A 26,398-nucleotide genomic window follows, 5' to 3' on the forward strand; every position below is an offset into this window, starting at 1 on the left:
GCGAGTAAAGGCCTGACCGCTGGTGTCGGTCTTCTCGTCCTCGCATCACTTCTGCTCACTGCCTGCGGCACGAGCGTGACATCCACCGGCAGTGGCATTTCCGAAGGCACGCGCGAGACGGTGACGTTCAGCAACTGCGGGCGCGAGCTCACCTTCGAGCAACCGCCCACTCGGGTCGTCGGCATGATGCCGTCCCAGACCGATCTGCTGCTGCGCCTCGGAGCCCAGGACACGCTCGTCGGCCAGGCCCAGGTCAGCACCTCAGAACTCCCTGACGACGTCGCCGGTCGTGCTGCCGACGTCCCTGTGCTCAGCACGGACACGCCTCCGGCTCGTGAGGACCTCCTGACGGTCTCACCGGATCTGGTGGTCTCGCCCACCGAGTACGAGTTCACCGCCGAGCAGGGCTACGCCAGCATCGAACAACTCTCCGAAAACGGCGCCCAGGCCTACGTTGCCACCGGCGGATGCGCGGACCGTCGCTCCAGCGCACAAGTCACCGACCTGTTCATCGACATCGCCAACCTCGGGCAGATCCTCGGAGTTGCCGACGCGGCCGATGCGCTCGCCGAGGGCGCGCAGAACCGCCTCGAGGCCGTCGAAGAGTCGATCAGAGGAGAAGAGCCTGTGACCGTGGCCCAGGTCTGGGTCGAGGGGAACGTTCTCGGTGCGATCGGTGCGGGCATCGAGTACGACATCATCCGCACCGCCGGCGGCGAGAACGTCTTCGACCCGGACGCCCCGGAGTTCGCGGACTTCTTCTCGGCCGAGATCAACCCTGAAGAGATCATCAGCCGCAACCCCGACGCCATTGTGTTCGGCACCACCAGCGACAAGCAGGAACAGCACGTGCTCGAATACTTGCGCGCCACATTCCCGAACGTCACAGCGGTTCGGGACGGTCTGCTCATCGGCGTCCCACAGAGCGACTTCTATCCCGGCACCATCGGCAACGTCGAGGCGGTCGAAACCATCGCGGAGCGGCTCTACCCGGACGCCTTCCACAGTCAGAGGTAAGGACCTTGACATGACTGTTCAGTCTGCTCGGGAACCGAACGCAGTCGATCGAGCCGGTCTGCGGCGCGGCACCCGTGCGGGTGGGTGCGCCGAAGTCCGAAGCGGTGGCCGCGGGGTCGGCCGGTCTGTCGCTCCGAGCGGAGTGCCTTGACCTTCGACGAAGACATCCACCCCGAGTTCGTGGCCTTGACCGTAGCTACCGGTAAGCCTGGATGCACCGAACCGGCGGAGATAACCAGCGCGTCGTAACAACGAAATGCCCTGTCGCAGTGGAAGAATTGAACTTCTCACAGAAACAATTCGGGCTCTACTGCTCTGAATGTGGATGAGCAGGTGTGTGATATGACGGGGCGGTGGTGCGGGTGTGATGCTGTCGGAGATCGGATGGGGCATCGCGCTGTGCCTGCTGATGCTTGTCAGGGCTGCTCGGATCAGAGGGGCGCGTCGTAGCTCATCGATGCGGTGGTGGGGAACGATCCGATATCCCACCGAGTCCGCGGAATGCCGAGATCCGAGCACCGGCTCCGTCCCAGCAGTAAACGGACGAGACAACATCGAAGGATGGATCCCATGGCACACGTACGACGTTTCGACCATGTCGGCCTCACCGTCTCCGACCTCGACGTTGCGACGGCGTTCTTCGCCGGCCTCGGCTTCGAGGTCGAAGGCACCGGCTCTGTGCAGGGCGACTTTCCTGCGACCGTCTGCGGACTCCCCGGCACGCACTGCGAGATCGTGATGCTCCGACCCCCGGACGGAGGGACCCGGCTCGAGCTTTCGCGCTTCATCGCGCCCGACCACCTCCCCGGTTCGCCGACGGCGATGCCGAACGAGCTCGGGATCCGCAATGTGTCGTTCGAGGTCGGCGACCCCCAAGTTGCCGTCGACGCTGTAGCAGAGCAGGGTTACGGGCTCGTCGGGGGTATCGGTGAATACGAGAACAGCGTGCGAATGGCGTACGTGCGGGGACCGGACGGCATCATCGTGTCGTTGTTCGAACAGCTCGGTTGACGCTCGCCCCCGCCGGCGGAGATCGGCATCGAACCTCTCGATGATCGGGCGACCGGCTCAGCTCGTCCCGGCGGCCCCCACTGCATCCAGTTCGGCGCGGAGAGAGGTCGATTCGGTTCTCAGCGTCAGATTTTCAGTCTGAAGCGTCTTCGTCTCGTCGCGCAAGGCGGTGATCTCGTCGCGCAGTGCCGACAGTTCGGCCCGCAGTTCGTCGCCGCGTGCTCGTGCCGCGGTCTCGGCTGCCTGGGCCGTCGCGGCGGTGATGCGCGATTCCTCGAGTCGGCTCCGTAGCTCGGAGGTGCGGTCGCGCTCGGTGGTGAGCTCGGTGTCGAGGCGCTCGCGGGTAGAGACCTCCCGGTCGAGTGCGGTCTGCAGGCGCGCGATCTCGGCTCGCAGGTCGGTGACCTCGACGGTCGCGCGCTCACGCTGGGCTGCTGCCTCGTCGAGTTCGCGTCGCTGCGCGGTGAGGGATTCGTCCTGCTGAACGATCGTCGCACGCAGGTCGCCGACTACCCCTGTGTGCTCGGCGGTCGCGGCCTCGAACTCGTCCTTCCACCGCTGCAGTGTTGCGGCGTGCTCGTCCTTGAGGCGCGTCAACTCGGCGCGATGCGCCTCGTCGAGTCGGCGCACCTGTTCGGTGTGTGCGGTACGAGCGTCGGCGAGTTCGGCGTCGACGGCGGCCACTGCCGCGTCGGCGTTGTCGCGGTCCTCGAGTGCCTGGGCGAGTTGTTCGCGTAGACGGACGATCTTCGCGTCGGCGTCGGCTTTGACCTTCGCGAGTTCGGCGGCGGACCGCGTCATCTGCGCCTCGAGAGCCTCGGCGTCGGTGAGCTTGTCGACCGCGGTGGTGATCCGTTCGGCGATCGCCGAGTACTGCTCGACGCTGTTGGTTGCGAGGGCGCGTAGGGCAGTGGTGGCGGCCGTGAGCGCGGAGACCGCATCGTCCGGGCTCTCGACGACCGCCGGGGCCGTGCCGGCGGCTTCTTTCTTGGCGCGTTCGCGTTCGCGATAGGCGCGCACACGGTCGGCTGCCGTGGCGTACTTCCGAGGGCGTCCCACCCGGGGTTTGCTCGAGTCCTCCTCGTCGGTGGTCGCTTCGGGAGTGGGGGAGTGTGCGTCGGTCATGGAGGTCCTCGTCGTGGCGCGTCGAAATCCCGGGTCGCAGGTATCGTACCGCATTTAGTTACGTAATTAAGCAGTGGGACTGTGATAAAACGAAACGATATGTAACTCTGTGAACTGGGTAAAAACCACACGATGTGGCTTTTCGTAACGAAGAGCGCAGTAGAAACAACTTGATCTCATCCGTGATCGAGTGTGCGTACTGATCGTCATAATCCCCACTTATGACGATCAGACACGCGCGCGGATCGAAAACTGTGCACCCCTCGGATCGGGGCCGGGAAGGTTGCCGAGGGAGGAGCGCCCCTCGGCTGTGGCGCCGGTCACCGAGTGCGCGGAGCAAGAATTGTCTACTGTCTGCCCCAGCCGGCGGATGCAATGAAAGCCATTGCAGCGCTAGGCAGTCTGCGCTCGCCCGAGCGCGCGTACCTGTACACCGAAGGAAGAGGTAATCGAATGGGCTCTGCAGCAACGTTCCTCGCGGATGTTCTCGTCGCCGTCATCACGCAGCTGATCGAGACCGGATCGTCGTCCGGATCCTGATCCGTCACCGCCGTGGTCGCTCTCCCGCTCGTCACACGGAGAGCGACCACAGGTGCAGGACAGAGAGGGTGCAGGGGTGAAAGACGTCGGAATCCTGGGCCACAGCTGGGAAGGTGCCTCGCTGTGCTGGCGTGAGGTCTGTCAGCACAGCAACCGTCTCGGGCACCCGGCACATCCGGACGTGACGATGGACTGCATCTCCTTCGAGCGCTGCATGCCCGCGTGGGAGCGCGGAGACTACGAAGCGGTGCGCGCCGTGCCGGCGACCAGCGTCGATCGACTGGCCCGGGCCGGCTGCGACTTCTTCGTGTGCCCGGACAACACCGCACACCTCGCGCTCGAAGCACCCGGCGAACCACTCGCAATTCCCGGGCTGCACCTGATCGACATCGTGGCCGACACAGCGCAGCGTGCCGGGCACCGACGCGTCGGCATCCTGGGAACGCGGTTCACCATGCAGGGCCCTCTGTATCCTCGCGAACTGGTGGCACGCGGGATCGAGGCCGTCATCCCGACCGACGACGACCAGGACCTGGTACACGCGACGATCTTCGACCAACTGGTGCACGGCGTCTTCAGGGACGAGACCCGGACGTCCTTCGTGGACCTCATCGGCAGACTCGCGGACTCTGGATGCGACGCGGTTGCGCTGGTGTGCACCGAGATCCCGCTGTTGGTCTCCCCGGCCGACTCGCCGTTACCGGTACTGGACTCGACACGACTGTCCGGACAGGCGGCCCTCGAGGTGGCACTCGGAACGCGCGACCTGCCGACCTGGCGCGGCGGACAATTCCGGTGATAACAGGCAGGTAGCCACGGCGGGTCGTAGCATCGAGCACATGGTCCTCTTCTACGAGATCGCGCTCGTGATCGCGTCGGTGCTCATCGCGTGGTTCGCGGTGTACGTGCTGTACCGCCTCGTCACCGACGAATCCACCAGCCGGCACTGACGGGTCGCCCGCCCGACCGGCCACATGCGGACATGTCGGCCACGCCGCCCCGGCTCAGCGAGCCCGGGGCGTGTGGGACGCCGGTGTCCAACCTTTTCGAGCACGTTCCGCGCGCTTTCCGGGGTGCGCGACGGTCGTAAAGGCAGACCATGACCGATAGTTCGTTCCGTCCCGAGCGCACCTACCGACCGAGCCGGTGGCGACACATCGAGAGCATCGTGATGAGCGCGCTCACTCGTGCGGGTTTGGTGCCGCACTCCTCTCTGCTGACCACTGCTGCCACCGACGTAGTCGAAGGGACTCCTCGGTAGTGATTTCGGGTAGCGCGCTACGCGTGTACCTGCTCCTGATGGTGAGCAGCATGGTCATCGGCGGCTCGATCCGAATCGCCGACGTCCACACCACCCGGGGCACGGCCATGGTTACGAAATACGAAGTTGCCGCAGGCGATACCTGTCGAAGCTGGCTCAGAGGTTCTACGGCGACGCAACTCTTTTCCCCGTCATCGCTGTCCCCAACGGCATCGCCGACCCGAACACGATCAGTGTGGGTCAGGAACTGCTCATCCCGTATATCACCCGCCGGCACACCGTCGCGTCCGGCGAAACACTGTCGGGGCTGGCTCAGCACTTCTACGATGACGGGACTTTCTTTCCGGTACTCGCAGCGGCCAACCACATCGGCGATCCGAACGTTGTCCGGGTAGGTCGATCGCTTCTCATTCCCGAACTCGGGGACGTCGGGCACACCGTGGTCGCAGGGGAGACGCTCTCGGAACGGGCACGTCGCTGGTACGGCGAGGCGCAGTTGCATCCGATCATTTCGTTCCCGAACCATCGCCGACCCCGACCACGTCGAGGTCGGACGCGTGCTGATCCGTCCGGGACTCAATCTCCGGCACACCGCCGTCGCCGGCGATACCCTGCGGGTCTTGGCGCAACACCACTACGGGAACGCGGAGATGTTCCCGATCGTTGCGGCTGCCGATCACATCGCCGATCCGAACAAGATCACCGTCGGGCAGGTGTTGTTCTTCCCGGACCTCACCGACTTCTGACGCGGGAGATCTTCCGGTCGGAGGTGGTGTCCGGCGCAGGTCACGGAGCGACGGGGTAGTGGCTTCGGACGGCGATGCGGTTCCACGCGTTCATGACGATCGTGAGCCACGTGATCGCGGAGACCTGCTCGTCGCTCAGTGATCCGTTGTCCCACTCGTGACCAGCGGGTTCCATGTGGTGAGTGACGTCTTCGGCGAGCGCGGCCCGCTCATGTTCGGTGAAGTACTGCGACTCCCACCATGCGGCAAGGACCGCGAGACGATCGGTGGTCTCGCCCTTGTCGAGCGCGTCGCGTGTGTGCATGCGCAGACAGAACGCGCATCCGGTGAGCTGCGACGTCCGGACCTTCACCAGTTCGGCCAGCTTCGCATCGAGTCCGGCTCGCGCGACGGCCTCCTCGACCTCCTCGTTCAGGGCCAATACGCTCTTGTAGGCGGCCGGGTGCTGCTTACCGAGGTTGACATGCGCCATCGTGAATGTCCTTCCGGCGAGCGATACCGGTCGGAACGACCGGCTGCTTCATTCTGTCAGCCACGTCCGGGCCGGTGGGGGTGGATTTTTGCATTGCGGCCAGAGGTCGGCCGGTCCCGGTCTGTCGAGTTCCGGGGATTCCTGCCACCGGTAGTCCATCTGTCGCGCGACCCGGCACGCCGGTTCGTGGTCGACGAGCGAGACCGGTTGCAGTGCCAGACCAGCAGGGCGTCGAACGGCGGTGCGGCAGCGATCGAAACATCGGTGGGGACCCGCAGGCCACCGCGTGCGCCACCGTGTTCGCCGATTCGCGTAGTGCTCTACTCGCGAGTTGCCCGTAAAGCGACGCGAAAGTGGATGTCACGCACGGAGGGCACGGGACTGCTGCACGATCAGGTGACAGGTTCGGTCACGCAGCCTGAGTGGCTGGTGTGGTCATGATGGTCTCGTATTCGACAGGGGTCAATCTGCCGAGCCTGGCTTGGTGTCGGCGGCGGTGGTAGGTCCGTTCGATCCAGGTGATGATCGCGATCCGGAGCTCGTTCCGGATCGCCCAGGGCTGGCGGTCGAGGACGTTCTTCTGCAGCAGTGAGAAGAACGATTCCATGGCGGCGTTGTCGCCGCAGGCGCCGACTCGGCCCATCGATCCGACCATCGCGTGCCGGCCGAGAGCGTGGACGAATTTCCTGGACCGGAATTGCGATCCGCGGTCGCTGTGGACGATGCAGCCGGCGACCTGATCTCCGGCCGCGGCCCGGCGGGGGACGGCGGAGTCGAGGGCGTCGACCGCGAGTCGGGCTTCCATTCTCGAGTCGATGGAGTAGCCGACGATCCGGTTCGAGTGCACGTCCTTGATCGCGCACAGGTAGAGCTTGCCCTCACCGGTGTGATGCTCGGTGATATCTGTGAGCCACAATCGATTCCGCTTATCGGCGGTGAAGTTGCGGGCGACGAGGTCGTCGTGGACCGGCGGCCCGGAACGGACGTGTTTGGTGCCGCGTTTCTTGCCGAACGAGCTCCACCACTTGTTGGCTGAGCAGATCCGCCACCCGGTGCGCTGCGCCATCGTCTGGCCGGCGTCGGCGGCCTCGTCGACGAGGAACCGGTACCCGAATTCGGGGTCGTCGCGGTGGGCGTCGAACAGGGCGTTGGCCCGGTAGGCCTCGTCGAGTTCGGCAGCGGTCACCGGTGTGGCGAGCCACCGGTAGTAGGGCTGGCGCGCGATTTTGAGGACCCGGCACGTCACCGCGACGGGGATGCCGTCAACGGCCAACTCACGGACGAGCGGGTACATCATTTTCCCGGCAGGTTCGCCTGCGACAGATATGCCGCGGCGCGACGCAGGACCTCGTTCTCCTGTTCGAGCAGCCGGATCCGTTTCCGGGCTTCGCGCAGCTCGGCGTTCTCACTGGCGGTGGTTCCGGGCTTGACGCCGTCCTCGACGTCGGCGGCCTTCATCCAGTTCGCCAGGCAGGACTCGCTGATCCCGAAATCGGCGGCGATCTGCTTCAGTTGCTGACCGGGCTCACTGCCACGGGCAACACGGACGACGTCGTCACGGAACTCTTTGGGATACGGCTTCGGCACAGGGCACATCCTTCCAGCAGTGCCTTGCGGCACCACAGATCAGATGTCACCTATCCGTGCAGCAGTCCCCACCATGATGACACCGTCACGCCGATACAGCGCCTTGTTCACGCTTTGCCTTGCAGTGGTTCTCGTTGGTGGGATGTCCACAATGCACGCAGCAGCACAGAGGAAGCCCGGAGTCGACGCGTGTTCGACCTGTTCGGGGCCCGACCGAGGAGAGACCGAGTCCGGTACCGAAGGAGGGACGTCGGGAGGTGATGGATCCGGTTCGAAGCGCGGTTCCGGTGGAACGGGTGGCGAAGTCGTCATTCCGCGGGCCCCGACTCTCACCCTCTCGCGGCCGCCCCCTCGACCTCCTACGTCGACGCCGCCGCAGTGGACTCCACCTTCATGGTGGCGGCCTTCTGTGCCGTCGTGGACACCAGAGGTGGCTCCATCCCCACCGCAGCGCCTCGAATCTCTGCAGCCGCGGTCGGAACAACCAGGAGCCACCACCGTCGAAGACACAGTTGCGCCGGCCGGTCCTACCACCCCAGAGGTCGAAGCAGGCCGGAGTCGAGCACCCGACGACAGCGCGCCACGCGCGGCCACCCGAATCCGAAGTTGGGTCCGCGCCGCTCGCTCCAAGGTCCGCACCACGATCTCGGAGCCGTCGGCGCCGCGGCCACCGGATCTGGTCGACCGGAACTTCCGGGTCGAGCGGCCCGACGCGCTCTATGTCGCCGACTTCACGTAATGGGAGGGTCGGACCCCGATCCGACACGAGGAAGCGACAGGCAGGTGGTCACTGAGATTTCACCGATCCGGGCGCAGGCTGTAGCAGTGAGCTGCTGGAAGGTGACCACTGCTGTTGACGACACGGACTGCGTGAGAGGTCTGAAAGGTAGACGGTGGTGGCCCTGCCAGTCGCCCCCGGGAACGTGATCGGCTTGTGAGATGCCGCGCCGCGAGCGCTGTCCATTAGGTCGCCGCACCACCTGGAGCTCCGCAAGGGAACGCCGAAACGAAAGGGGCCGCACATGGGGATCAACTGCGGGATCGACTGGGCCGAATCCCACCACGACGTTGCGCTCGCCGACGACACCGGACACATCGTCGCACGAGCACGAATCGACACCGGCGCAACTGGTTTCAACGACCTACTGCGCATGATCGCCGAGCACGGAGGCACCCCCGAAGGCACCCCGGTCGCCATCGAGACCGACAAGAATCTGCTCGTCGTCGCCCTCGCCGAGGCCGGGTTCACCATCTACCCGATCAACCCGCGTGCGGTGGCCCGCTACCGCGAACGCCACGGGCAGGCCGGCGGCAAGTCCGATCCCGGCGACGCCGCGGTCCTGGCGAACGTCCTGCGCACCGACCCGGACGTGCACCGGGTGCTCCCGGCGGTGAGCGAACACGGGCGGGCGGTCAAGGCCCTGGCCCGTCAGCATCAGGAGGCGATCTGGGCGCTGCACCAAACCATCAGCCGCCTCCGGTCGGTACTGCTCAAGTTCTACCCTGCTGCGCTGCAAGCATTCCCGAACCTGAAGCACCGTGCCGCGCTGACGGTGCTGACGGCGGCGCCCACCCCCGAGGCGGGGCAGAAACTGACCCGGCACCGACTGGAGTCCCTGCTGCGCCGCTGCGGCCGCCGCAACGACCCCGGCCTGGTCGAGCAGATTCTCACCGACCTGAGGGCCCCGACGCTGCGGCAGCCGCCGCAGGTCGAGGCCTCCCTCGGCCATGCGGTCGCCGGGCTGCTCGGCATCGTCGACTCGATGCACCGGGCCGTCGACGACCTCGAGAAGGAACTGGGCCGCGTCTTCGACACGCACCCGCAGGCACCGATCCTGCGCTCGGTCCCGGCACTCGGGCCAATTCTCGCCGCCCGGGTTCTCGCCGAAATCGGCGACGACCAAACCCGATTCGTCACACCAGCCGGGCTGCGGGCGTTCGCAGGCACGGCGCCGATCACCCGCGCCTCCGGACGCTCGCACTACGTCAAGGCCCGCAAGGTCCGCAACAAGCTGCTCTGCGACGCCTGCCACTGGTGGGCGTTCGCGATGCTTACCAAGTCCGCCGGCGCCCGCGCCCACTACGACAAACGCCGAGCCGCCGGGGACCACCACAACGCCGCGCTGCGCAACCTCGCCAACAAGCTCCTCGGGCGCCTGTGGTGGTGCCTGCAGCACGGCGAGGCATGGGACGACCGGGCCGCCTGGCCCCAGGCTCACGACGGCCCGAATCCGGCCGCCGCTTGACAGCTGACCGGCGTGGGATGTCTACGTGCGGATGGTGCCGTGCTTCGCGTACACGGCGTTCGTGATCGATGCGTTCGCCGGCACGATCGTCGGTTGGGAGGTGTCGACGTCGAAGGAGACCGCGTTTGTGCAGCGGGCAGTGAATCAGGCCTGCATGCTGCACTCGATGCACGGCAATCCGTTGCGCGAGAGAACTATTCACCACTCAGATGCGGGCTCGCAGTATACGGCTTTTTGGTTCGGGGAAACCCTGTTCCTGCAGATTGAGCCCCGTGAAGTGGTGTAAACCGTTGTGCGCGTTGCGCTGTGAGGCTGTGTTGATTATGCCGTAAGGGGCGTCTGCTCGTCCACCACCTCTCCGGGACGGGCGGGTCGGACTGCGTCGAGGACGGTCGGTGCCGGCGGGGACAGCAATGTCATCGACTCTTCCGACAGGTAGCGACGATCACTGACCTGCCATTCCTCGTGTGCTTCGATGAGCACACAGGTGGCCAGCCGCAACAGTGCGGTGGGGTTCGGGAAGATCCCGACTACGTCGGTTCTGCGCTTGATTTCCCGATTGAGCCGCTCGATCGGATTGGTGCTCCAGATTTTCTTCCAGTGCGCCTCGGGGAAGTCGGCGAACGCAGTGATCTGTTCCTTGCACTCGATCAGCATCGCTGCCACCGTCGGGAATTGCGACTCCAAGGTGCTGGCGACGGTGTCCACGTGGTCGCGCACCAGCATCCCGGTGGGCTGGGAGAAGATGGTGCGTATCGCCGCGGCGACCATCTCGAACTGGCCTTTGGGGATCCGGGCGGCGACGTTGCGCAGGAAATGCACCCGGCACCGCTGCCACGCCGCCCCCACCAACACCTTGTCGATCGCGTTCATCAGACCGCGGTGGTGGTCGGAGATCACCAACTGCACCCCGTGCAGACCACGTTCGCGCAGGCTCCGCAGGAATTCGGCCCAGAACACCTCGGTCTCGCTGTCGCCGACCGCGCAGCCGAGGACCTCCCGCCGGCCGTCGGCGGCGACACCGGTGGCGATGACCACCGCTTGGGACACGACCTTCGCGCCCTTGCCGCGGTTGTCCCCACCGACGCGGGCCTTGCAGTAGGTGGCATCGAGAAACACGTACGGGTAGGCGTGGACATCGAGTTCACGAGTGTTGAACGAGCGGACCTCGTCGTCCAGGTCCCCGCAGATCCGTGATACCTCGGACTTGGAGATTCCGGTGTCGGCACCCAGTGCGACGACCAGGTCGTCGACTTTGCGGGTCGAGACGCCGTGCACGTAGGCCTCCATGATCACCGCATGCAGGGCCTGGTCGATGCGACGGCGTGGGTGCAGCAGCGACGGGAAGAACGAGCCGTGCCGAAGCTTGGGAATCTTCACCGTCACGTCGCCGCTGGTGGTCGAGACAGTCTTGTCGCGGGTACCGTTTCTGCTGGTGGTGCGGGTGTCGGTCCGTTCGTAGCGTCCGGCACCGATATGGGCGGTCGCCTCGGCGTCGACCAACGCTTGCAGAATCGTGGCGAGCAGGGTGCGCATGATGTCGCCGCCGTCGGCGGTGCGTAGCGACTCGGTGAGCTCGAGTAGGGCAGACTGGTCCAGGGCCATCGCGGTGTCTTTCTCGTGTGAGTTTCTTGGTCGTTACCCACACAGCTTCACGCGGTGGCCCTTCTACGTTCAGGACCGACACGGTCCCGATTCGGGAGCCCGGTTTCACACCACCCCAGGGGACTTACCCTTCCTGCAAGGGATTCGGCCGTCGATAGGTTCGGTGGCCGATGCCTACGATGATGCTCTCGCAGAGACGACGATCGGGCTCTACAAGACCGAGTGCATCGCCGACGATTCCCCGTTCCGCGAGGGCCCGTTGCGCACCATCAGTGACGTCGAGGAGGCTGCCTTTGCGTGGGTGCACTGGTACAACACCGGCCGGCTTATGCATCGCCTCGGGCGGATCCCACCGGCCGAGTACGAAGCCAGGTACTACGCTGAACACCGTGCCGATCAACCGGTCGCACACAAATGACAGTGTGTGCATGAAACCCGGGATGGTTCATAGCAAGCCGTTATCCCGGGATAATGCTGGTGCTGTGAGAAGCCCGTGCCCACCAAAACGAGTCCGTGAACCCGCCGGGAGTGTGCCTTCCTATTTGTGACGTTGGGAGATAGTCCTGCTGCACAGCATCCGGACGAACACTGCGGCGAATCGTAGGTGGGCCGCGACATCGCATCCGCGCCAGGTGAGCGACCACACCGTCGTGGTGGTGCTGGGCGGCAGAGGGTTACCCCCGAATCGATCGGCCAGCCAAGCCATCGTCATCGGGGTGCCGAGGTAGAGCAGGGCGAGGTGCGTACTCAGACGATCGCGGACGTAGCGCACGTGTGCGCCGGCGCGCCGGTATCGCTCGACGTGGCGGTCCACGTCCTGGACGGCGATCAGTTCGTCGTTGACACCTTGAATGACCAGGACCGGCATCGAGGGCGCGTGCAGCCCGGGACGGATGTCGTCGAGGATGGCGCGCATCTCGGGCAGGTTCAGCAGGTCGGCGAAGCTGGACTCGCTGTAGCGGTCCAGGTTTTTGCCCGCAAATCGTGACAACAGTGCCAATGTGGTGCGTGAGGCGGCGTCGGCGAGGAGGGTATGGAATTCGGGTTTGGCGTGCTTGGCCAGTAGTTGCTCGAGTTCTGGGTAGGCGCGCTGCAATGCCGCGACACAGACCGTGGAGAACCCGGACAGCAGTGAGCCGTTGAGCCGGACGAAGGTGGCCCCGGGATCACCGACGGGCGAGCCCGCGACCGCGCCGACGATATTGAGGTCGGGAGCATAGTGTGCGGCGACTTCTGCCGCCCACGCGGTCGCCAGCCCTCCGCCGGAATAGCCCCACAGGCCGACCTCGGTGGTGGGTGTCAAGCCCAGTGGTTCGAAGGCCAGTGCCGCGCGGGCGGCGTCGAGGGCGCGATAGCCGGGTTCGCGCGCGACCCCGAAATGCCCGCCCATGCCTCCGTGATCGGGGATCGAGACCGCCCAGCCTCGGGCCAGGGCTTCGGCGATGACCGGTAGTTCCAGTTGCGGAATCGCGCCAAGCGCTCGCGCGCCCCGGCGTAGGGCGTAGGAGGGGAAGCAGTTCGACCCGACACCGTCGATCGCGCATTGAAACGACACCAGCGGGCGGGCTATGGCCTCGGCGTCGGCCGGTAGCAGCACCGTGGTGACGGCGACTTCGGGGGTCCCGTGCAGATCGCTGGTGCGGTAGAGCAGTTGCCAGGCAGGGAACCGCTGAGCGATGACACCGAACAAGGCGATCTCGGTGACGCGTGTGCGCAGGATCGCGCCCGGCGGTCGGGCCGCAAGATCGGGGGGTGGGCAGTAGAACTCGTCGTTTTCCGGGCGGGTCGCTCGGGCGGCGGGATGGTCGGTGAGCGTCGGGGGCGCAGCATCGGAAACGCTGGGCGAGCTCATCCTGGTGGTCCTTTCGCGCGCCCATATGTCGGGGTACCGATACAGCAAAGGGGATAGTCGGCCGATCGACCGTATGCACACCCCAAACCTAGCAAGAACTGGTGGTGAGAAAAAATTGTCTTTCAACATAATTCGATCGTTTCGTTTGCACCCGCGGGGCAGGCTCGACGTCGGCATTGGCCGGGCACTGGGGGCCTCAACTCCGGAGGGCAGTGTTATCGCTGCTCGCAGCGCGTTGTGGTTCGAACACTGCGCCATCGAGGACTGGGGTGGAGAGTTGCGTGCGATCAGGGCCGCACGCAAGCGCCACACCCCGGTCGCACGAGTGCAGTTCAGCCCGGTCAGCGTGCCGATCCGGCGTAGCCGGTAGTCCACGGTGTTCGCGTGGACGCACATGGCCCGCGCGCTGAGTCGACGATTGAGATCGGTGCTGATGTGTACACGCAGAGTCTGCAAGAGTTCCGGGTGCTCGGGCTCGGGTCCAGCAGGGCGGCCAGGCTGTCACGGGTCGGGCCCGGCCGGGTGAGCTGGTATTCCAGGGCCAGATCCTCGAACGGGTAGAGCCCGGGGCTGCCATAAACCCAGCGAGCCACATCGAGCAGGTCGTGCGAGGTCTCCGCGACGGCGGGTATCGCCGCGGGGGTCGGCCCGGACCACCGACGCGGTCAGTGGCACCCGAGTCAGGAACGTGCACAGCCCCTCCTCGGCGTCCGCGATCGTGCCCGGGACCAAGATTGTGCCACCGAACTCGCTGAGCAAGGCCGGCACTTGATAACCGCACTGTCTCGCGGGCAACTCCTGCAAACGCGCCCATCGCCCGGGCACCGCGCGCGTCGGTGGCCGCGACCGCCAGGACGGTATAGCACTGTGTGAGGGGCACACCGTGTTCCAGCGATACCCGGTCAGGATGGCGGCCACCGAACAGAGCACGCGCCACTTCCCGCTGCTGTGCGGGGCCGGTGCTTGGCGCAACTTCCAGATACGCTCTGGCCATGGTCGCGTTCACCGCGTTCTGTGCCCCTATCAGCTGATCGATCTGATTGCGCCGCAGCGGCGGTGATTGGCGATCGTCGAGGTGGGTGTCCAGGTGGAGTCGGAAGCCTTCGCGCACGAGCCGGTGCACGGTCTCGATTGGCACCCCGACTCCGGCCCACCGCGCTGCGGCGCGGTGGATGCGTTCCATCCTGGCGCTCGGGGCCATCGCCTCGCCGGCCACCAGGTCCAGGCATCCGGCCACGACGGCGTTGATCTCCTCGCGGAGCGGATCCCCCGGCCCGCTGTGACGGCGGATCCGCTCGAGCAGTTGCCGCACGATGTTCTCGGTCTGTGCGGCCGCGCACAAACCCGCGGTCACGCTGGTGGTCATAGTTTGCCGCCACCGCCGATCAGCCACGGGTTGAAGGTGCACACCGGCGCTGTCGCGGCGGCCGGGTCCAGGGCGTTCAGAGCGATGCTCGCCGAGCGCGGCGAGTACATCATGGTGAGGTGGTCGGACAGGTCCTGTTCACACCCTTCTTGCAAGGTGATGTTCTGCACGGTGGCTCCGGTGCCGGCGCGCAGGAATGCCCAGTCGTAGGGGTTGGTGACCTCGTCCCAGCGCGAGGCCACCGCGGTGTAGTCGACCCCGGGCACCGTGTCGCCGCCCGCATTGAGGGTGGCGTAGAACGGCGAGCCGACGGCCTGCTGGATATTCGACATGCCCGCGATAGGTTCGACGAACCCGAGGATGTTGACCCCGAGGTTGTTGATGGTCCGGCCAAGGGTGGCGATGCCCATCAGCGTGGTGCCGTGGTGGGTGGCGCCGAAGGTGACGAGTTTGGAGACCCTTTCGGCGCCGCCGTTGAATTTCAGGTAGTGGTTGGCCACGGTGCCGCCCTGGGAGTGCCCGACGATGTCGACCTTGTCCACCCCGGTCGCGGTGCGTACACGGTCGACGAATTCGGCGACCTGTAGTGAGGACTCCTCCATCGGCCCGACACCGTAGCGGCCGGGCAGCATCGCCCCGACTCCACCGCCCTGCACGAGACCGGACTTGCCGAAGTTCAGCGCGTAGACGCAGTAACCGGCCCTGGCCAGTTGCGGGGACAGGAAAGAGAAGGTGTCGAAGGCGTTGAGCCAGGTGCCGTGCAGCAGCACTACCGGTCGCGGATGCTCAGGACTGGGTTTGCAGTCCCACTTGTTGGCCCCGGCCGGGGCGACATCGGGGTTGAGCAGCCCGTGGGCGAAGGCCGCCAGCGGCGCGCTCAGCTCCGGGCCCTGCCCGACGGGGGCCGCAGCGGTGCTGCTGCCCCACCCCGAGCCGCTACCGGAGCCACTGCTCGATCCGCTGCCCGAATCGACAATCGCCTTGGGTTGGCGGCCGTCGGGGGCCGGGGCAAGACCCTCGGAGAGGGTGTCGGCGAAGGCCGCCAGCTCGGCTTCTGCCGAGGGCGCCGTATCGGCGGTTCCCACTCCGGGACTCTGCGCCAGCGCTACGCACGAAATGATCGCGGCGCAGACCGTCCAGCGCAAGTGTCGCCTCGTTGCAAGCATTTATGTGTACTTCCCATCTACTCCTCGCAGCGCCACACCAGGTCATGTGGCTCGGCGCATAGTGCGGCTGTTGCGTGATCAAAGCCGCTGCGCTTTGGCGGTACAGCGAGTTTGTACCGGGTGGCCGATGCCGTCACTGCACGCACGAACGAACTACTGCAAGCGGTTCTTGTCGATGGAGACAAACCATCTCGCTGATCGTTCGCCGGGGTGTCCCTTTTCGATGTCGCGGGCCACAATCTCTGCATGTCCTCCGCTCCACCGCCGTTCGCCACCGACACCCTGCTGCTCACTCGTCTGCTGCCCCGATGGCCGCAGATAGCTGAACGGATACTCGCCGATGGACTGGGGGCCACACCACCAGCGGCGGATCTACCCGACGGACATTTCCGCCCCGAGGTACTGCCCTCCATCTACGCCTGCGGACGAGCGGTCCTGCAAGCCATCAGCGAGGGCCGCGCCCTGACCCGCGCCGAAGTCGCCGACTTCGTGGCCCCGGTCGCCGAACGTCACGCCGAGGACCGGTTCCCCTTGGCGAGCCTGATCGAAGCCATCCACAACTCGGCCCAGTCGGTGCTCGCCGAGGCCGCCACCCTCGCCGCACCCGAGGAGATCGACCAACTGGTGGCGATCGGATCCGGGCTGCTCGACCTGCTCAAGAACATCACCATCACCGTGACCGAGACTTACACCGAGGTCGGCCAGTCCATCCACAACGCCGACCGAGAAGCCCGCCGCGAACTGTGCTCGGCCCTGCTACGCGGGCGACCCGTCGAAGCGCTCGCCGCCCGCGCCGACACCCCGCTGACCGACTCCTACACCGTGCTGGCCATCCACGCCCGACCCGAAGACCCGAGCACCGCGACCGCAGACCTGCTGGCACGGCGACGGATCCGAATTCTGCACCACACCCTGGACACACTCAGCAACGGCACCGCGCTGGTCTCCTTCGACGGCTCCACCGGAGTCGCGCTGATCCCGGTGCACACCGACCCCGGGCATGGGCTGCGCACCGACTCCCTGAGCTCAATACTCACCGAGAAGCTCAGTGCGGTAATCTATCTCGCCGAATCGGTCGCGGTGCCGCGCACGCAGCTACCCGACGCCGCGGCTGAGGTCACCGAACTCGCCACCCTCGCACGCACCCTGGGCCGACCCCCCGGCGCGTATTGCCTCGATGACCTGCTGCTCGAGTACCAGCTCACCCGGCCCGGTGCGGCCCGCGACCGGCTCGCGGCCCGTATCGTGCCGCTGCTGGGGGCACCGCATCTGCTCGAAGCACTCGAAGCGCACCTGCGTTTCGGAGCCGACCGCAAAAGCGCCTCCGCACATCTGCACGTCCATCCCAATACCCTCAGCTACCGGCTGCGCAGGGTCGGCGACCTCACCGGAATCGACCCCGGCGAACCAAGCAACTCCCGCCTACTCGCTGCCGCCCTCACCATTAATCGCCTCTACACACCCACTGGGCCACCAGCGGCCTAGCCGCAATACCGTTCAGTTAGTACTGCAGCCGCAGTTTGTAATCCGGTATCCGGTCTGGTAGTTGATCTTGTGTGGTGCAGGTGGAGGTGCAGCAGTGGTCGTCGGGGTTCGCAGCGTTCTGTGGCCGGTTCGCACCGCGGTTCTCCCGGGTGGAGTCGCGGCGGCGGATGGTGGCCTATATCCGTGGGTTGCTCGGTGAGCTCGAACGCAAGAACGGTTGGACGCTGGCCGAGGCGGCCGGTGAGGCCACCCCGGACGGGATGCAGCGGCTGCTGAACTTCTATGCCTGGGACTGCGACGGCCTGCGTGATGACGTGCGCGAGATCGTGGTCGAGACGATCGGCGACGCCGACGCCGGGGTGTTGATCGTCGACGAGACGGGTTTCCTGAAGAAGGGCAGCACGTCGGCCGGGGTGGCCCGGCAGTACTCCGGTACCGCGGGGCGGATCGAGAATTCCCAGATCGGCGTGTTCCTGGCGTACGCGTCGCCGACGGGCCGGGCGTTGATCGACCGAGAGCTGTATCTGCCGAAGGCCTGGACCGACGACCGGCAGCGGTGCCGGGACGCAGGTATCGACGACGAGGTGACATTCGCGACGAAACCCGAACTGGCACAGTCAATGATCGAACGAGCGATCGATGCCGATATCCCGTTCGGATGGGTCACCGCCGACGAGGCCTACGGGCAGGTCGGCCGCCTGCGGATGTGGCTCGAATCGCGCGGGGTGGCGCACGTGCTGGCGGTACCGAAATCGCAGATGGTGGTCACGATGCGACTGCAGCGCCGCCGCGCCCACACCGTGATCGCTGAGCTCGACGAATCAGCTTGGCACGCCATGAGTTGCGGCGACGGTGCCCACGGACCCCGCGTTTACCACTGGGCCGCAGTCGACATCCGACCGTTGCGTGAACGGGGCCGGGGTCATTGGCTGCTGGCCCGCCGGTCGATCACCGACCCGGAGCAGATCGCCTACTACATCTGCTACGGGCCAGCCGACACCTCGCTCGCCGAACTCGTTCGAGTCGCCGGCAGCCGGTGGGCGATCGAGGAATGCTTCCAGACCGCGAAGAACGAGACCGGCCTCGATCACTATCAGGTGCGTGGCTATTCCGCCTGGTACCGGCACATCACCTTGTCGATGGCCGCGGCCGCCTTCCTGACGATCCTGCGCCACGGCATGGAAAAGGGGGCTGCACAGCCGGTTCCGAACCGGGTGCCGCCGCCCCGAGCTCACTACCCGAGGGCCGGCATCGGCCTCTGATTTCGTTCTCTGTCAACGAGATACGACGACTTTTCAACCGTATCGTCCATCCGGTCCGTCATTCGCCCGCACACATCTGGCGTTGGTCGTTATGGCGGCGCGTTCACCAGGCCCGAGCACGCCTATGCCATTACGCTCGAAGACATCACAAACTGCGGCTGCAGTATTAGAGCATGTCTCTTATGGGCTAGGTCGTGTTTCATAAGCGCGGGGTGCGGAGCCACAGGTTGATGGCGGCGATGCAGACAGTGGCGGTATAGCGGACTGCGAGTTTGTCGTATCTCGTTGCGACGGCCCGGTTCTGCTTGAGCAGGTTGATGCCGCACTCGACGGCGTGCCGCTGCTTGTAGTGCTCGCGGTCGAATGCGGGCGGCCGGCCACCCGCCGACCCCTTCTTCTTCTGGTTGGCGACCTGCTCGGACTTGACCGGGATCGTCGCCCGAATGCCCCGCTCGCGGAGGTACTCGCGGTTGGCGGCACTGCTGTACGCCTTGTCCGCCAGCACCGCGTCGGGGCGACATCGCGGCCTTCCCACCCCGAGCCTCGGCACCCGAATCGCGTCGAGAACAGCCTCGAACTGCGGACTGTCACCACGCTGACCTGCGGTGACAAGGATCGACAGCGGTTTGCGGCCCCGCTCGCACGCCAGATGGGTTTTCGTGGTCCAGCCGCCACGCGAGCGCCCCAACGCGTGATCGGCGGGTTCAGCCTCGATCCCGCCGGGCGGCTCGACCTGCCCGGCACCGTCTCGGCGGGCGCCGGCTGCGTGCTGATGGGCGCGGGCGATGGTCGAGTCGACGCTGACATCCCACACGATCTCGCCGGCGGCGTCGGCGAGTGCCTGCAACCGGGTGTGGATCTGCGCCCACACCCCGGCGCGTTGCCAGCGGCGGAACAACCCGTAGACCGTCTGCCACGGCCCGTACCGGGCCGGCACGCCTCGCCACGGCGACCCGGTGCGGGTCCGCCACCGGATCCCGTCGATGAGCTGGCGTTTCGTCCATTTTGGTGGACGCCCCACCTTCTTTCCCCTCGGCAGCAGCGGAGCGAGCTGTGCCCACTGCGCGTCAGATAGATCAGCTCGCGCCCCTGGCCCGTTGTGCTGGGCGCGTGACGTCGATGGCCTCATCGCGGCCAGATTTGGCGACGCATAGCCCGCCGCTGTGGCGACCGCGCAGGCGCCCGGTGCTCAGCCCTACTTGTTCGTCACCAGGCGATAGATCACATATCCGACGAACCATGTGGTGAGGAGGACGCAGAGAACGAGGAGGACGTCGATCGCGATCACCAGCATGCAGACTCCTTGGTTAGTGGGTACTCACTAACCAAAATCGTAAGCTACCGTCGGGACATGCCCGACAATGCTGTCCCCACCGCGCGTGACCGGATCCTGGATGCAGCTGCCAGCACCATGCGGGACAGAGGGCTTGCCCGGGCAACAACGAAGGAGATCGCGGCGGTCGCCGGCTATTCGGAGGCGATGATCTACAAGCTCTTCGACGACAAGGTCGACCTATTTCTGAGCGTCCTGCGTGAACGGGTTCCCACCGTCGACATTCTTACTCGCACCGACCGCACCCCCAGTGACGCCACCACCCTCGAGGGCAGGTTGGTAGCGACGATCGAGCAGATCACTGCGTTCTATCGGCAGACGTTCGCAATCGGCGCGTCCCTGTTCTCCGACGCCGAACTCCTCGAACGACACCGAACCGCCGTCATGGCACAAGGGGCAGGCCCGGCGCTTCTTCCAACCGCAGTAGCCCGATTCCTTCAGAACGAGCAGCGTACCGGCACCATCGCTGCCGATGCCCCGATCAACGGGGCCGCATCGTCCATCGCCGGCGCCTGCTACCTACGGGCCTTCCTCGAGCAGTTCTACGGACCCGAGCACGTACAAGAACCGATGGCCGAGTTCACCGCCTCGGTCATCGCGACGGTGTTACCTGCTCTGATCGCTGCGTAACACCACTTCTGAAACACGGCCTAGACCTGGCGAGCCGGCCGACACGCCACTGGGTACGCGGTAGGGCGAACGACATGCAGTACCGCGTACCCAGTGAGGACTCACTGCTACTGAGCTGGAGAACCGACCCGCGATCATCGGCGGCATGCCCAACCCTGTTCTGGCCATCGATGTCGGAGCGTGCACGCTCTCCGCGGCCGTCCGTGACGCCAGCGGCCGTGTGACCCCACTCCTGATCGATGGCACCACTACCCCGCCGGCACGGCTGGTCGTGCAGGCCGGGCAACCGCGGCCGGCCCGAGACAGCGACCCGGTGACGCTGGCGCAGCTCGGACCGTTGATCGAGCGCCTCGACGTGCCGTCCCTCGTCATCGACGGAGTGTCCTGGTCGATCGAAGCACTGACCGGGCTGCTGCTGCGCCCCGTGCTGGAGGCCGCCATCGACGAACTCGGGACGACCCCGAAGATCGTGATCGTCGTGCCCTCCACGTGGGCACCCGAGCTGCAGCGCCGTTTCCAGCGGATCGTGCATGCTGCGCTGACCCGGACGGTCACCCTCACCCCGTCCGACAAGGCCCTCGCCTACGCCCTACCCGCGCTGCCGGTCGGCGCCGGGCTCATCGCCGTCGACTGCGGAGCCACCGAGCTGTCAGCGATTGCCGTCATCGGTGGTGAGCGCGGTCCGCGGATCATCGGACGTGCTCAATCTGACAGCGGCGGAGACATCTTCGACCGATTCCTCCTCGCCAACGCGCTCACCGACGCCGGATTCCCGGACCAGGCGCTCGATGCCCGCTGGGGATTCGCCGGCGTCCCTCGGATACGCGCTGCCCGAGAAGCGCTCGCGGACCACGACGCCGTGACCGTCCACCTGCCGCGGCCTGTCGGACGGATCACGCTGTCCGAGCAGGAGGTCGACGCAACCGGCGACCGTTACTTCGCCACCCAGTTCAGCGATCTGCTCACGAGGCTCGACGAGAGCGCCACCGAGCCGATCAGTCATCGGCTGATGCTGTGCGGTGGATTGGCCTACGACCCGGGCGTGCCCGCAGCGGCTCGGGTGCACGGCCCGGTGAAGGTGATGGCGAATCCCCAGCACGTGCTGTGCCGCGGTGCCCTCGCCTTCGATGCCGCACCCGTCGACAGCACGACGGACCCCGGTCCGCGCCCGCTCACCGAACCCGACACGGACACCGACGAACCCGTACCAGGGGGAATCTCCAAGCGCACCCTCGCCCTCTTCGGTGGTGTCGGCGCGAGCGTCGTGGTCATCGCTGTCGCCGGCGGATTGGCGCTGTCAGCAGCGATGACCGGCGTACCGGACCTGCGTGAGCCGGACCTGCCGAACGTCGCGGCATCGGTCCTCCCGGCTGACCGGTCGATCACCGGGGTGAGTCTTCGGTCGTGGACGGACGGCGTGGACACCACCGACGCGACCACCCGAAGCCTGTCCGGCACCGACGTTCGGTCGCTGGCGTGCGGTGGTACCCGGCCGGCGGCAGGCGCCGAGGCCGACGGGATGCGGTGGCAGTCCTCGCGGATCTTCGTCACCGGCGACACCGCCGCAGATGCCGGTTCCGGCGCGAGGGCAACGTCCTGGGACAGCTTCGATCCCTCAGCGACCACGAACGTCATCGTCACCGCATCGATCGTCGGTCGCGACGACCGCGAATCGGTGTGGCAGGACATCAGCGCGAGCAACCAGCGCTGCCCGTCCACGAAGCATGACCTCGTGCGGACCATCGTCGTCATTCCCCAGACCGGACCGGACCCCGGGCCGCCGAGCCACGCCCAGGAGATGCCCGTCGCCTCGACGTCCCGCACCCGGCCACCACATCGACGACCACCGCGCGGGCACCGCAAGGGGGAGTGACCATGAGTACCGAACGGCAGGCCTGGCGCGGGCTCACCCCGGCGAGCGTCTCGGGGTCCGGCACCGACATGCACGTCACCTGCGTCCTCGACATCGACGGCGTGGTCCTCAAACGATCCTGTGCCACCGCCGAGGACTCCGGCAACGCAGACCATCTCGCGCAGCAGGCGGCAGCGGCGTTCAACCCGGCCCCGGAGATCACGCGATGACCCCGCCCCGACCACACCAAGGCGATGACCGCGGCCACCCGAGTCGATGTGCAGGTCGTCCAGCTCGCGCCGCCGGTGCTCGTCCGCCGCGCGATCGCGCACTACAACGCCCGCCTCGCGCCCGGTAAGCGGCCAGCCGAGACAACCTCGAGCGAGGCGTTCCTCAAACGCCTGTGCGTGAACTTGTTGCGGCACATCGGATCGAACTACGACGCCCACCGCAACGGCGTCCGCAGCAGCGGCGGCCAACGACTGTCCGACACCGCCGGTACGGTCATCAAGAAGCGGGTGCTCGTGGAGATTGCCCGGGTCTACCCCTGGCTGGCCGAGGAAGCCCGCCGTCAGTACCTCGACCTCGACCGGCCGAACCGACGCTGACCCCCGAGTGGGAGGACGTCGCCCGTTGGCCTGCCCTCCCGCCCAAGGGGCGTGTTCTACTCGTGCACGAGGCTGCGCACCGCCGCGTGCTGCAGCTCGTCATGGATCGCGTACCAACGGTCCTCCACGGCAGGCCACGCCTGGTCGATCGCGTTGGCGATCTGTTCATCGGTCGCCGCGCGCAGCCGGGCACGCTCGACGTCGCTGAGGTGAGGATCCTCGGTGGCTTCGCTGCACACGACATCGGGCGGGAACACCGACAGTGCGAGCGACCGCGCCGGGGGTGGACACAGCAGCCCGGTCAACCTGCGGACCAGCTCGTTGAAGTAGGCGACGGTGCCGTCGATCAGATCGAAGACAGTGAACTCCTCGCCCAGCGGCAATTGCCATACCGAGTCGATCCCGACATCGCAGATGCCGAAGCTATCGAGGAAGACCTGCATCGTCAGGCCGTTTCCTGTAGGGAACCCCTCACCGTCACAGGTGAACTCGCCGTAGACGCTCACACGCGCCTCGGTACTGGACTTCCACGCCGCGTACTCGGTGAGCGACTCGAGCAGCGACCGCAGATATTCCAGGCATGCGCGCTCGTCCTCGGCGTCGTGGAAGTCGAGGTTCGCGAACTGCTCGGCGAACGAGGAGTCGGGGTCATCGAGCAGCGCGTTGAGCACGCAACGCTCGTAGCTGATCGTCAACGGGGTCACGGGAAACCTCCCAGGTCGATGTGCGGTGACACCAGCGATCGTTCGGAGGCTGTGGTGGCGGTGTTGCAGTGCGGTGTCGGCGAGCGCAGTGCTGTCCGTCGTGATGCCCGAGCGGTGCCGGCGTCTCGTGTGGCGACCACGGTCTGCAACACCGGTTTCCTCCATCGAGACGATCGAAGAGTCCGATCCCCCAGCGCACGAGAGGATTTCGAGAGATGAGCTGCTACGAATGGGAGGCCGGGACGATCACCCTGCCAGCGGCCGCGGTGCCCGGTCTACGCAAGGCACTCAACGCCTCCGCGATCACCTACAGGGCACTCGTCGTGGCTGAAATCGACGCTGTGTGGAACGACGTCAAGGCCCTGCCCCTGGCCAAGCGGGTTGCCGCGATCCCCTACGGAGTGTCGATTCCGGTGTCGTACGACGACGTGCACACGCATCGCCGTGCCGATGCCCGGATGCGCGCACAGTCCATCGTCAAATCCAACGGCGGACGCAAGCCGACCCGAGCGGTCATCGCCGCCGCGTTCCCCGTCCCCAACGCTCGGACCCGCGAATGGGGAGAGAGCGAGTTCGGCCTGACACTCGAAGGACGCACCCTCCACTGGGAAGTCCCCCAGAACAACCACGCCCGGGACCACGCCGCCGTCACCGGCCTGTATCAGGCTGCACTGACGTATCTCAACGACGTCACCTGGACCCGCGGTACCGGCGGCGTGATCGTCGGCAACGACGAATACAACCGAGACACCACCTACGAAGGCGGTGGCGGCAACTACGTGACACATCGGTTCGGACCGGCGGGCCAGTAACCGATCCGGGGAGGCAGCGACCCACGCGGTGAAGCGGTGAACCCGCCAGCTACCGTTGCCGCCACCATGACCGCCCTGCGTCCTGCCTCCCCACACGCCGTCGCCGCCACAGCCATCGGCGCGGCCGCCCTCACCGGAGCCACAGTCGGATGGATCCTCATGCGCGTGGCCTACCGCCTCGACCGCCTCGCCGCACCAGATGGTGCCGGGGATCCCGTCTGGTCCCTCACGTGGACCGACGCCAGCTTCCCGTTCACCATGGTGGCCCTCGTCGTCGGCGCCTTCACCGTGCTGTTCGCGGCCCTCGCCGCCGCAGTAGTGCTCGCCCACCAAGCGAGCACCCGAGACATCACCCGCCAGCGCCGCATCCTCGCCACCGGCACAACAACCCCCCTGCTCAGGCGTCCGGCCGTCCCGGACGCTGTCCAACCTCCGAATCAAGGAGCTCACCCACGATGACCATGCACGCGCTTCCCACCTGGGACGCCCGACTCGCCGCCGCCAGCGCGGTCACCGACCACGCCGAAGCGGTCGCGTGGCTGCGGAACCGCCTTGCAGCCGCGCTCCGCTCCCATGTCGAGGTGGACCTGGCCGCGGCCTGGAATCCGGATCTGCAGTCCACCGGTGTGCGCTTGGCGGCCTGGCTCGCTCACGCCTACGGCTACGTCGCCGCCGTGCCCACCGGCGACCTCGCTGCCGGCGCGGAGATGCCGATGGTCGGCCAGTGGCTGACCGATCGCGCCGATCGACTGGCCGAGATGCCGCTGCTCATCGCCTCACCGGCCGCAGGTGCGGTCGCAATCGCTGCCGCACACGCACTGACCAACGACGACGCCGCAGCGCTCGGTGTGCAGGCCGAGGAGCTGCCGTACACGCAGACCCACCTGACCTTCTCCGCTCCGTTCACGGTCACCGCCGACGGTGACGACGCCGCGACCGAGACCATCCACGCGCTGAGTTGGTGGCCCGCCGGGGGAGGATTCCGCATCGCCGACTGGATCTCGACGTACGAAACCCTCACCACTGATGAGGCAGGTCGCGCGGACGCCGCCGCCCGCGCGTACGGGGGCGCAACCCTGCCCGCTCTGATGCTCGACGCCGAGCGTCTGCACCCGCAGGTGTGGGCGGCCCCCGAAACGGGCGATCCACACGAGCGTGAGGGCCAGTTCAGCTTCGATGTACCGGTGTACGACCGGCGGGGTGATCTATTCAGCCGGGTAGCGCTCGTGGTGCGACACCTGATCGCCGCGGGGATCCTCCACACGTCCATCGAGCGGGTCCGGCCTCCCGGTTCGACCGGGCACGTCACCCGCACCCCGGTTGTCGTGCTGCGCACCGACGATGATGACCGGCACACAAACCGGCTGGCCGTGTACGGAGCGTCAGTGGCGATGCGCCGACGCCGCAGAGGACTCGACCTGCACTGGGACGACGCGGTTCTCGGCTGAACCGCTACCGGGAGTGGAGCTATAAGGGTGGTGGAATGCGGTGAAGTCCTGGCCAGCCCGATGGGCGGCGGGTCGTTGACATACCTTGTGCAGATCGGAGGGTTATCAGCGCTGGTCTTCGAAGAATTGGGCGGCGACCACAAGTAGCAGAAGTGTCGCTGGCGCCGCGACCAGTGCCACCGCCACGCATGTCGAGCAGGTCGAAAACAGGACGACGGGTTTGATAAGTTGGGTTCGTCATTATACAACTGCCATCGGGACGCTTCACTT

At 66.4% G+C, this 26,398-nt stretch carries 23 protein-coding genes and 3 pseudogenes; 17 read left to right on the forward strand and 9 right to left on the reverse strand.

Going from position 1 to position 26,398, the window contains the following annotated elements:
- The first annotated feature begins 120 nt into the window (after nucleotides 1-120).
- Together KXC42_RS12235 and KXC42_RS12240 are read left to right on the forward strand one after the other, a co-directional pair.
- Nucleotides 121-1,017: an ABC transporter substrate-binding protein gene (locus KXC42_RS12235; protein WP_257606144.1), complete on the forward strand. Its 897-nt coding sequence runs from the start codon at nucleotides 121-123 to the stop codon at nucleotides 1,015-1,017.
- A gap of 570 nt (nucleotides 1,018-1,587) precedes the next feature.
- Nucleotides 1,588-2,028, forward strand: a complete 441-nt coding sequence (locus tag KXC42_RS12240; protein ID WP_219130405.1) for a VOC family protein — start codon at nucleotides 1,588-1,590, stop codon at nucleotides 2,026-2,028.
- A gap of 57 nt (nucleotides 2,029-2,085) precedes the next feature.
- On the opposite strand, the gene KXC42_RS12245 is transcribed toward KXC42_RS12240, so the two are convergent.
- Nucleotides 2,086-3,153 carry a hypothetical protein gene (locus tag KXC42_RS12245; protein WP_219130406.1) on the reverse strand — a complete coding sequence of 356 codons (1,068 nt, stop codon included), beginning with the start codon at nucleotides 3,151-3,153 and terminating at the stop codon, nucleotides 2,086-2,088.
- A 616-nt stretch (nucleotides 3,154-3,769) separates the two neighbouring features.
- Here KXC42_RS12245 and KXC42_RS12250 point away from each other — a divergent pair.
- The 3 genes and pseudogenes from KXC42_RS12250 (at nucleotide 3,770) to KXC42_RS27230 (ending at nucleotide 5,700) form a co-directional block, all read left to right on the forward strand.
- Nucleotides 3,770-4,492, forward strand: a complete 723-nt coding sequence (locus tag KXC42_RS12250; RefSeq protein WP_006552139.1) for an aspartate/glutamate racemase family protein — start codon at nucleotides 3,770-3,772, stop codon at nucleotides 4,490-4,492.
- A 613-nt stretch (nucleotides 4,493-5,105) separates the two neighbouring features.
- Nucleotides 5,106-5,309, forward strand: a pseudogene (locus KXC42_RS27225) (LysM peptidoglycan-binding domain-containing protein); the annotation flags it as partial.
- A gap of 202 nt (nucleotides 5,310-5,511) precedes the next feature.
- Complete coding sequence (locus tag KXC42_RS27230) at nucleotides 5,512-5,700, forward strand: LysM peptidoglycan-binding domain-containing protein (RefSeq protein ID WP_232333355.1); 189 nt, start codon at nucleotides 5,512-5,514, stop codon at nucleotides 5,698-5,700.
- 40 nt (nucleotides 5,701-5,740) lie between these two features.
- Here the strand turns inward: KXC42_RS27230 and KXC42_RS12260 are convergent, their stop codons facing one another.
- On the reverse strand, nucleotides 5,741-6,172 hold the full coding sequence (locus tag KXC42_RS12260; RefSeq protein ID WP_019289498.1) for a carboxymuconolactone decarboxylase family protein: 432 nt from the start codon (nucleotides 6,170-6,172) through the stop codon (nucleotides 5,741-5,743).
- A gap of 409 nt (nucleotides 6,173-6,581) precedes the next feature.
- Nucleotides 6,582-7,759, reverse strand: a protein-coding gene (locus KXC42_RS12265) for an IS3 family transposase (RefSeq protein ID WP_219129074.1) whose coding sequence is annotated in 2 segments (ribosomal slippage) — nucleotides 6,582-7,472 and nucleotides 7,475-7,759 — 1,176 coding nt in all. Because the reading frame shifts where the segments join, the coding sequence is not laid out codon by codon here.
- Between the two features lie 1,022 nt (nucleotides 7,760-8,781).
- On the opposite strand from KXC42_RS12265, the gene KXC42_RS12270 reads away from it, so the two are divergent.
- Nucleotides 8,782-10,005 (forward strand): IS110 family transposase, encoded by a 1,224-nt coding sequence (locus KXC42_RS12270; RefSeq protein ID WP_033098206.1) that lies wholly within the window; start codon nucleotides 8,782-8,784, stop codon nucleotides 10,003-10,005.
- A 31-nt stretch (nucleotides 10,006-10,036) separates the two neighbouring features.
- Nucleotides 10,037-10,291 carry a DDE-type integrase/transposase/recombinase gene (locus KXC42_RS12275; RefSeq protein ID WP_373922196.1) on the forward strand — a complete coding sequence of 85 codons (255 nt, stop codon included), beginning with the start codon at nucleotides 10,037-10,039 and terminating at the stop codon, nucleotides 10,289-10,291.
- 35 nt (nucleotides 10,292-10,326) lie between these two features.
- On the opposite strand, the gene KXC42_RS12280 is transcribed toward KXC42_RS12275, so the two are convergent.
- Nucleotides 10,327-11,610: an IS256 family transposase gene (locus KXC42_RS12280; protein ID WP_071936707.1), complete on the reverse strand. Its 1,284-nt coding sequence runs from the start codon at nucleotides 11,608-11,610 to the stop codon at nucleotides 10,327-10,329.
- A 139-nt stretch (nucleotides 11,611-11,749) separates the two neighbouring features.
- On the opposite strand from KXC42_RS12280, the pseudogene KXC42_RS12285 reads away from it, so the two are divergent.
- Nucleotides 11,750-12,028 (forward strand): annotated as a pseudogene (locus tag KXC42_RS12285) (integrase core domain-containing protein); the annotation flags it as partial.
- A gap of 120 nt (nucleotides 12,029-12,148) precedes the next feature.
- On the opposite strand, the gene KXC42_RS12290 reads toward KXC42_RS12285, so the two are convergent.
- The 3 genes and pseudogenes from KXC42_RS12290 to KXC42_RS12295 all read right to left on the reverse strand — a co-directional run bounded on the left by KXC42_RS12290 (nucleotide 12,149) and on the right by KXC42_RS12295 (nucleotide 15,913).
- Nucleotides 12,149-13,462 (reverse strand): lipase family protein, encoded by a 1,314-nt coding sequence (locus KXC42_RS12290; RefSeq protein WP_024102492.1) that lies wholly within the window; start codon nucleotides 13,460-13,462, stop codon nucleotides 12,149-12,151.
- A 297-nt stretch (nucleotides 13,463-13,759) separates the two neighbouring features.
- Nucleotides 13,760-13,918: pseudogene (locus KXC42_RS27740) on the reverse strand (helix-turn-helix domain-containing protein); the annotation flags it as partial.
- 906 nt (nucleotides 13,919-14,824) lie between these two features.
- The gene (locus KXC42_RS12295) at nucleotides 14,825-15,913 is read right to left on the reverse strand and encodes a triacylglycerol lipase (RefSeq protein WP_231913120.1); all 1,089 of its coding nucleotides are present in this window, start codon (nucleotides 15,911-15,913) and stop codon (nucleotides 14,825-14,827) included.
- A gap of 327 nt (nucleotides 15,914-16,240) precedes the next feature.
- Between KXC42_RS12295 and KXC42_RS12300 the strand changes: the two genes are divergently transcribed.
- Both KXC42_RS12300 and KXC42_RS12305 read left to right on the forward strand, forming a co-directional pair.
- Nucleotides 16,241-17,479, forward strand: a complete 1,239-nt coding sequence (locus KXC42_RS12300) for a CdaR family transcriptional regulator (RefSeq protein WP_024102494.1) — start codon at nucleotides 16,241-16,243, stop codon at nucleotides 17,477-17,479.
- A gap of 74 nt (nucleotides 17,480-17,553) precedes the next feature.
- Nucleotides 17,554-18,741, forward strand: a complete 1,188-nt coding sequence (locus KXC42_RS12305) for an IS701 family transposase (RefSeq protein ID WP_219129076.1) — start codon at nucleotides 17,554-17,556, stop codon at nucleotides 18,739-18,741.
- Between the two features lie 199 nt (nucleotides 18,742-18,940).
- Here KXC42_RS12305 and KXC42_RS12310 read toward each other — a convergent pair whose 3' ends face one another.
- The gene (locus KXC42_RS12310) at nucleotides 18,941-19,870 is read right to left on the reverse strand and encodes an IS5 family transposase (RefSeq protein WP_071935008.1); all 930 of its coding nucleotides are present in this window, start codon (nucleotides 19,868-19,870) and stop codon (nucleotides 18,941-18,943) included.
- 222 nt (nucleotides 19,871-20,092) lie between these two features.
- Between KXC42_RS12310 and KXC42_RS12315 the strand changes: the two genes are divergently transcribed.
- The 4 genes from KXC42_RS12315 (at nucleotide 20,093) to KXC42_RS12330 (ending at nucleotide 23,164) form a co-directional block, all read left to right on the forward strand.
- Nucleotides 20,093-20,704 carry a TetR/AcrR family transcriptional regulator gene (locus KXC42_RS12315; protein ID WP_219129077.1) on the forward strand — a complete coding sequence of 204 codons (612 nt, stop codon included), beginning with the start codon at nucleotides 20,093-20,095 and terminating at the stop codon, nucleotides 20,702-20,704.
- A gap of 145 nt (nucleotides 20,705-20,849) precedes the next feature.
- Entirely contained in the window at nucleotides 20,850-22,577 is a 1,728-nt protein-coding gene (locus KXC42_RS12320) for a hypothetical protein (RefSeq protein ID WP_219129078.1), read from the forward strand.
- A gap of 2 nt (nucleotides 22,578-22,579) precedes the next feature.
- The gene (locus tag KXC42_RS12325) at nucleotides 22,580-22,786 is read left to right on the forward strand and encodes a hypothetical protein (RefSeq protein ID WP_219129079.1); all 207 of its coding nucleotides are present in this window, start codon (nucleotides 22,580-22,582) and stop codon (nucleotides 22,784-22,786) included.
- Between the two features lie 24 nt (nucleotides 22,787-22,810).
- Complete coding sequence (locus KXC42_RS12330; RefSeq protein ID WP_219129080.1) at nucleotides 22,811-23,164, forward strand: hypothetical protein; 354 nt, start codon at nucleotides 22,811-22,813, stop codon at nucleotides 23,162-23,164.
- Nucleotides 23,165-23,220: 56 nt separating this feature from the next.
- On the opposite strand, the gene KXC42_RS12335 is transcribed toward KXC42_RS12330, so the two are convergent.
- Entirely contained in the window at nucleotides 23,221-23,868 is a 648-nt protein-coding gene (locus KXC42_RS12335) for a hypothetical protein (RefSeq protein ID WP_219129081.1), read from the reverse strand.
- A 215-nt stretch (nucleotides 23,869-24,083) separates the two neighbouring features.
- On the opposite strand from KXC42_RS12335, the gene KXC42_RS12340 reads away from it, so the two are divergent.
- From KXC42_RS12340 to KXC42_RS12350, 3 genes are read left to right on the forward strand one after another with little or no spacing between them, the layout of a single operon-like run.
- A complete protein-coding gene (locus KXC42_RS12340) occupies nucleotides 24,084-24,680 on the forward strand; it encodes a hypothetical protein (RefSeq protein WP_219129082.1) in 597 nt (198 codons plus the stop codon).
- Nucleotides 24,681-24,716: 36 nt separating this feature from the next.
- On the forward strand, nucleotides 24,717-25,139 hold the full coding sequence (locus tag KXC42_RS12345; protein ID WP_219129083.1) for a hypothetical protein: 423 nt from the start codon (nucleotides 24,717-24,719) through the stop codon (nucleotides 25,137-25,139).
- Nucleotides 25,136-26,128 (forward strand): hypothetical protein, encoded by a 993-nt coding sequence (locus KXC42_RS12350; protein WP_219129084.1) that lies wholly within the window; start codon nucleotides 25,136-25,138, stop codon nucleotides 26,126-26,128. Before KXC42_RS12345 ends, KXC42_RS12350 begins: the two co-directional genes overlap by 4 nt.
- Nucleotides 26,129-26,398: the final 270 nt, after the last annotated feature.

Origin of the sequence: Rhodococcus sp. LW-XY12, from assembly GCF_019317345.1 — a bacterium.
Taxonomy (GTDB): Bacteria; Actinomycetota; Actinomycetes; order Mycobacteriales; family Mycobacteriaceae; genus Rhodococcus; species Rhodococcus pyridinivorans.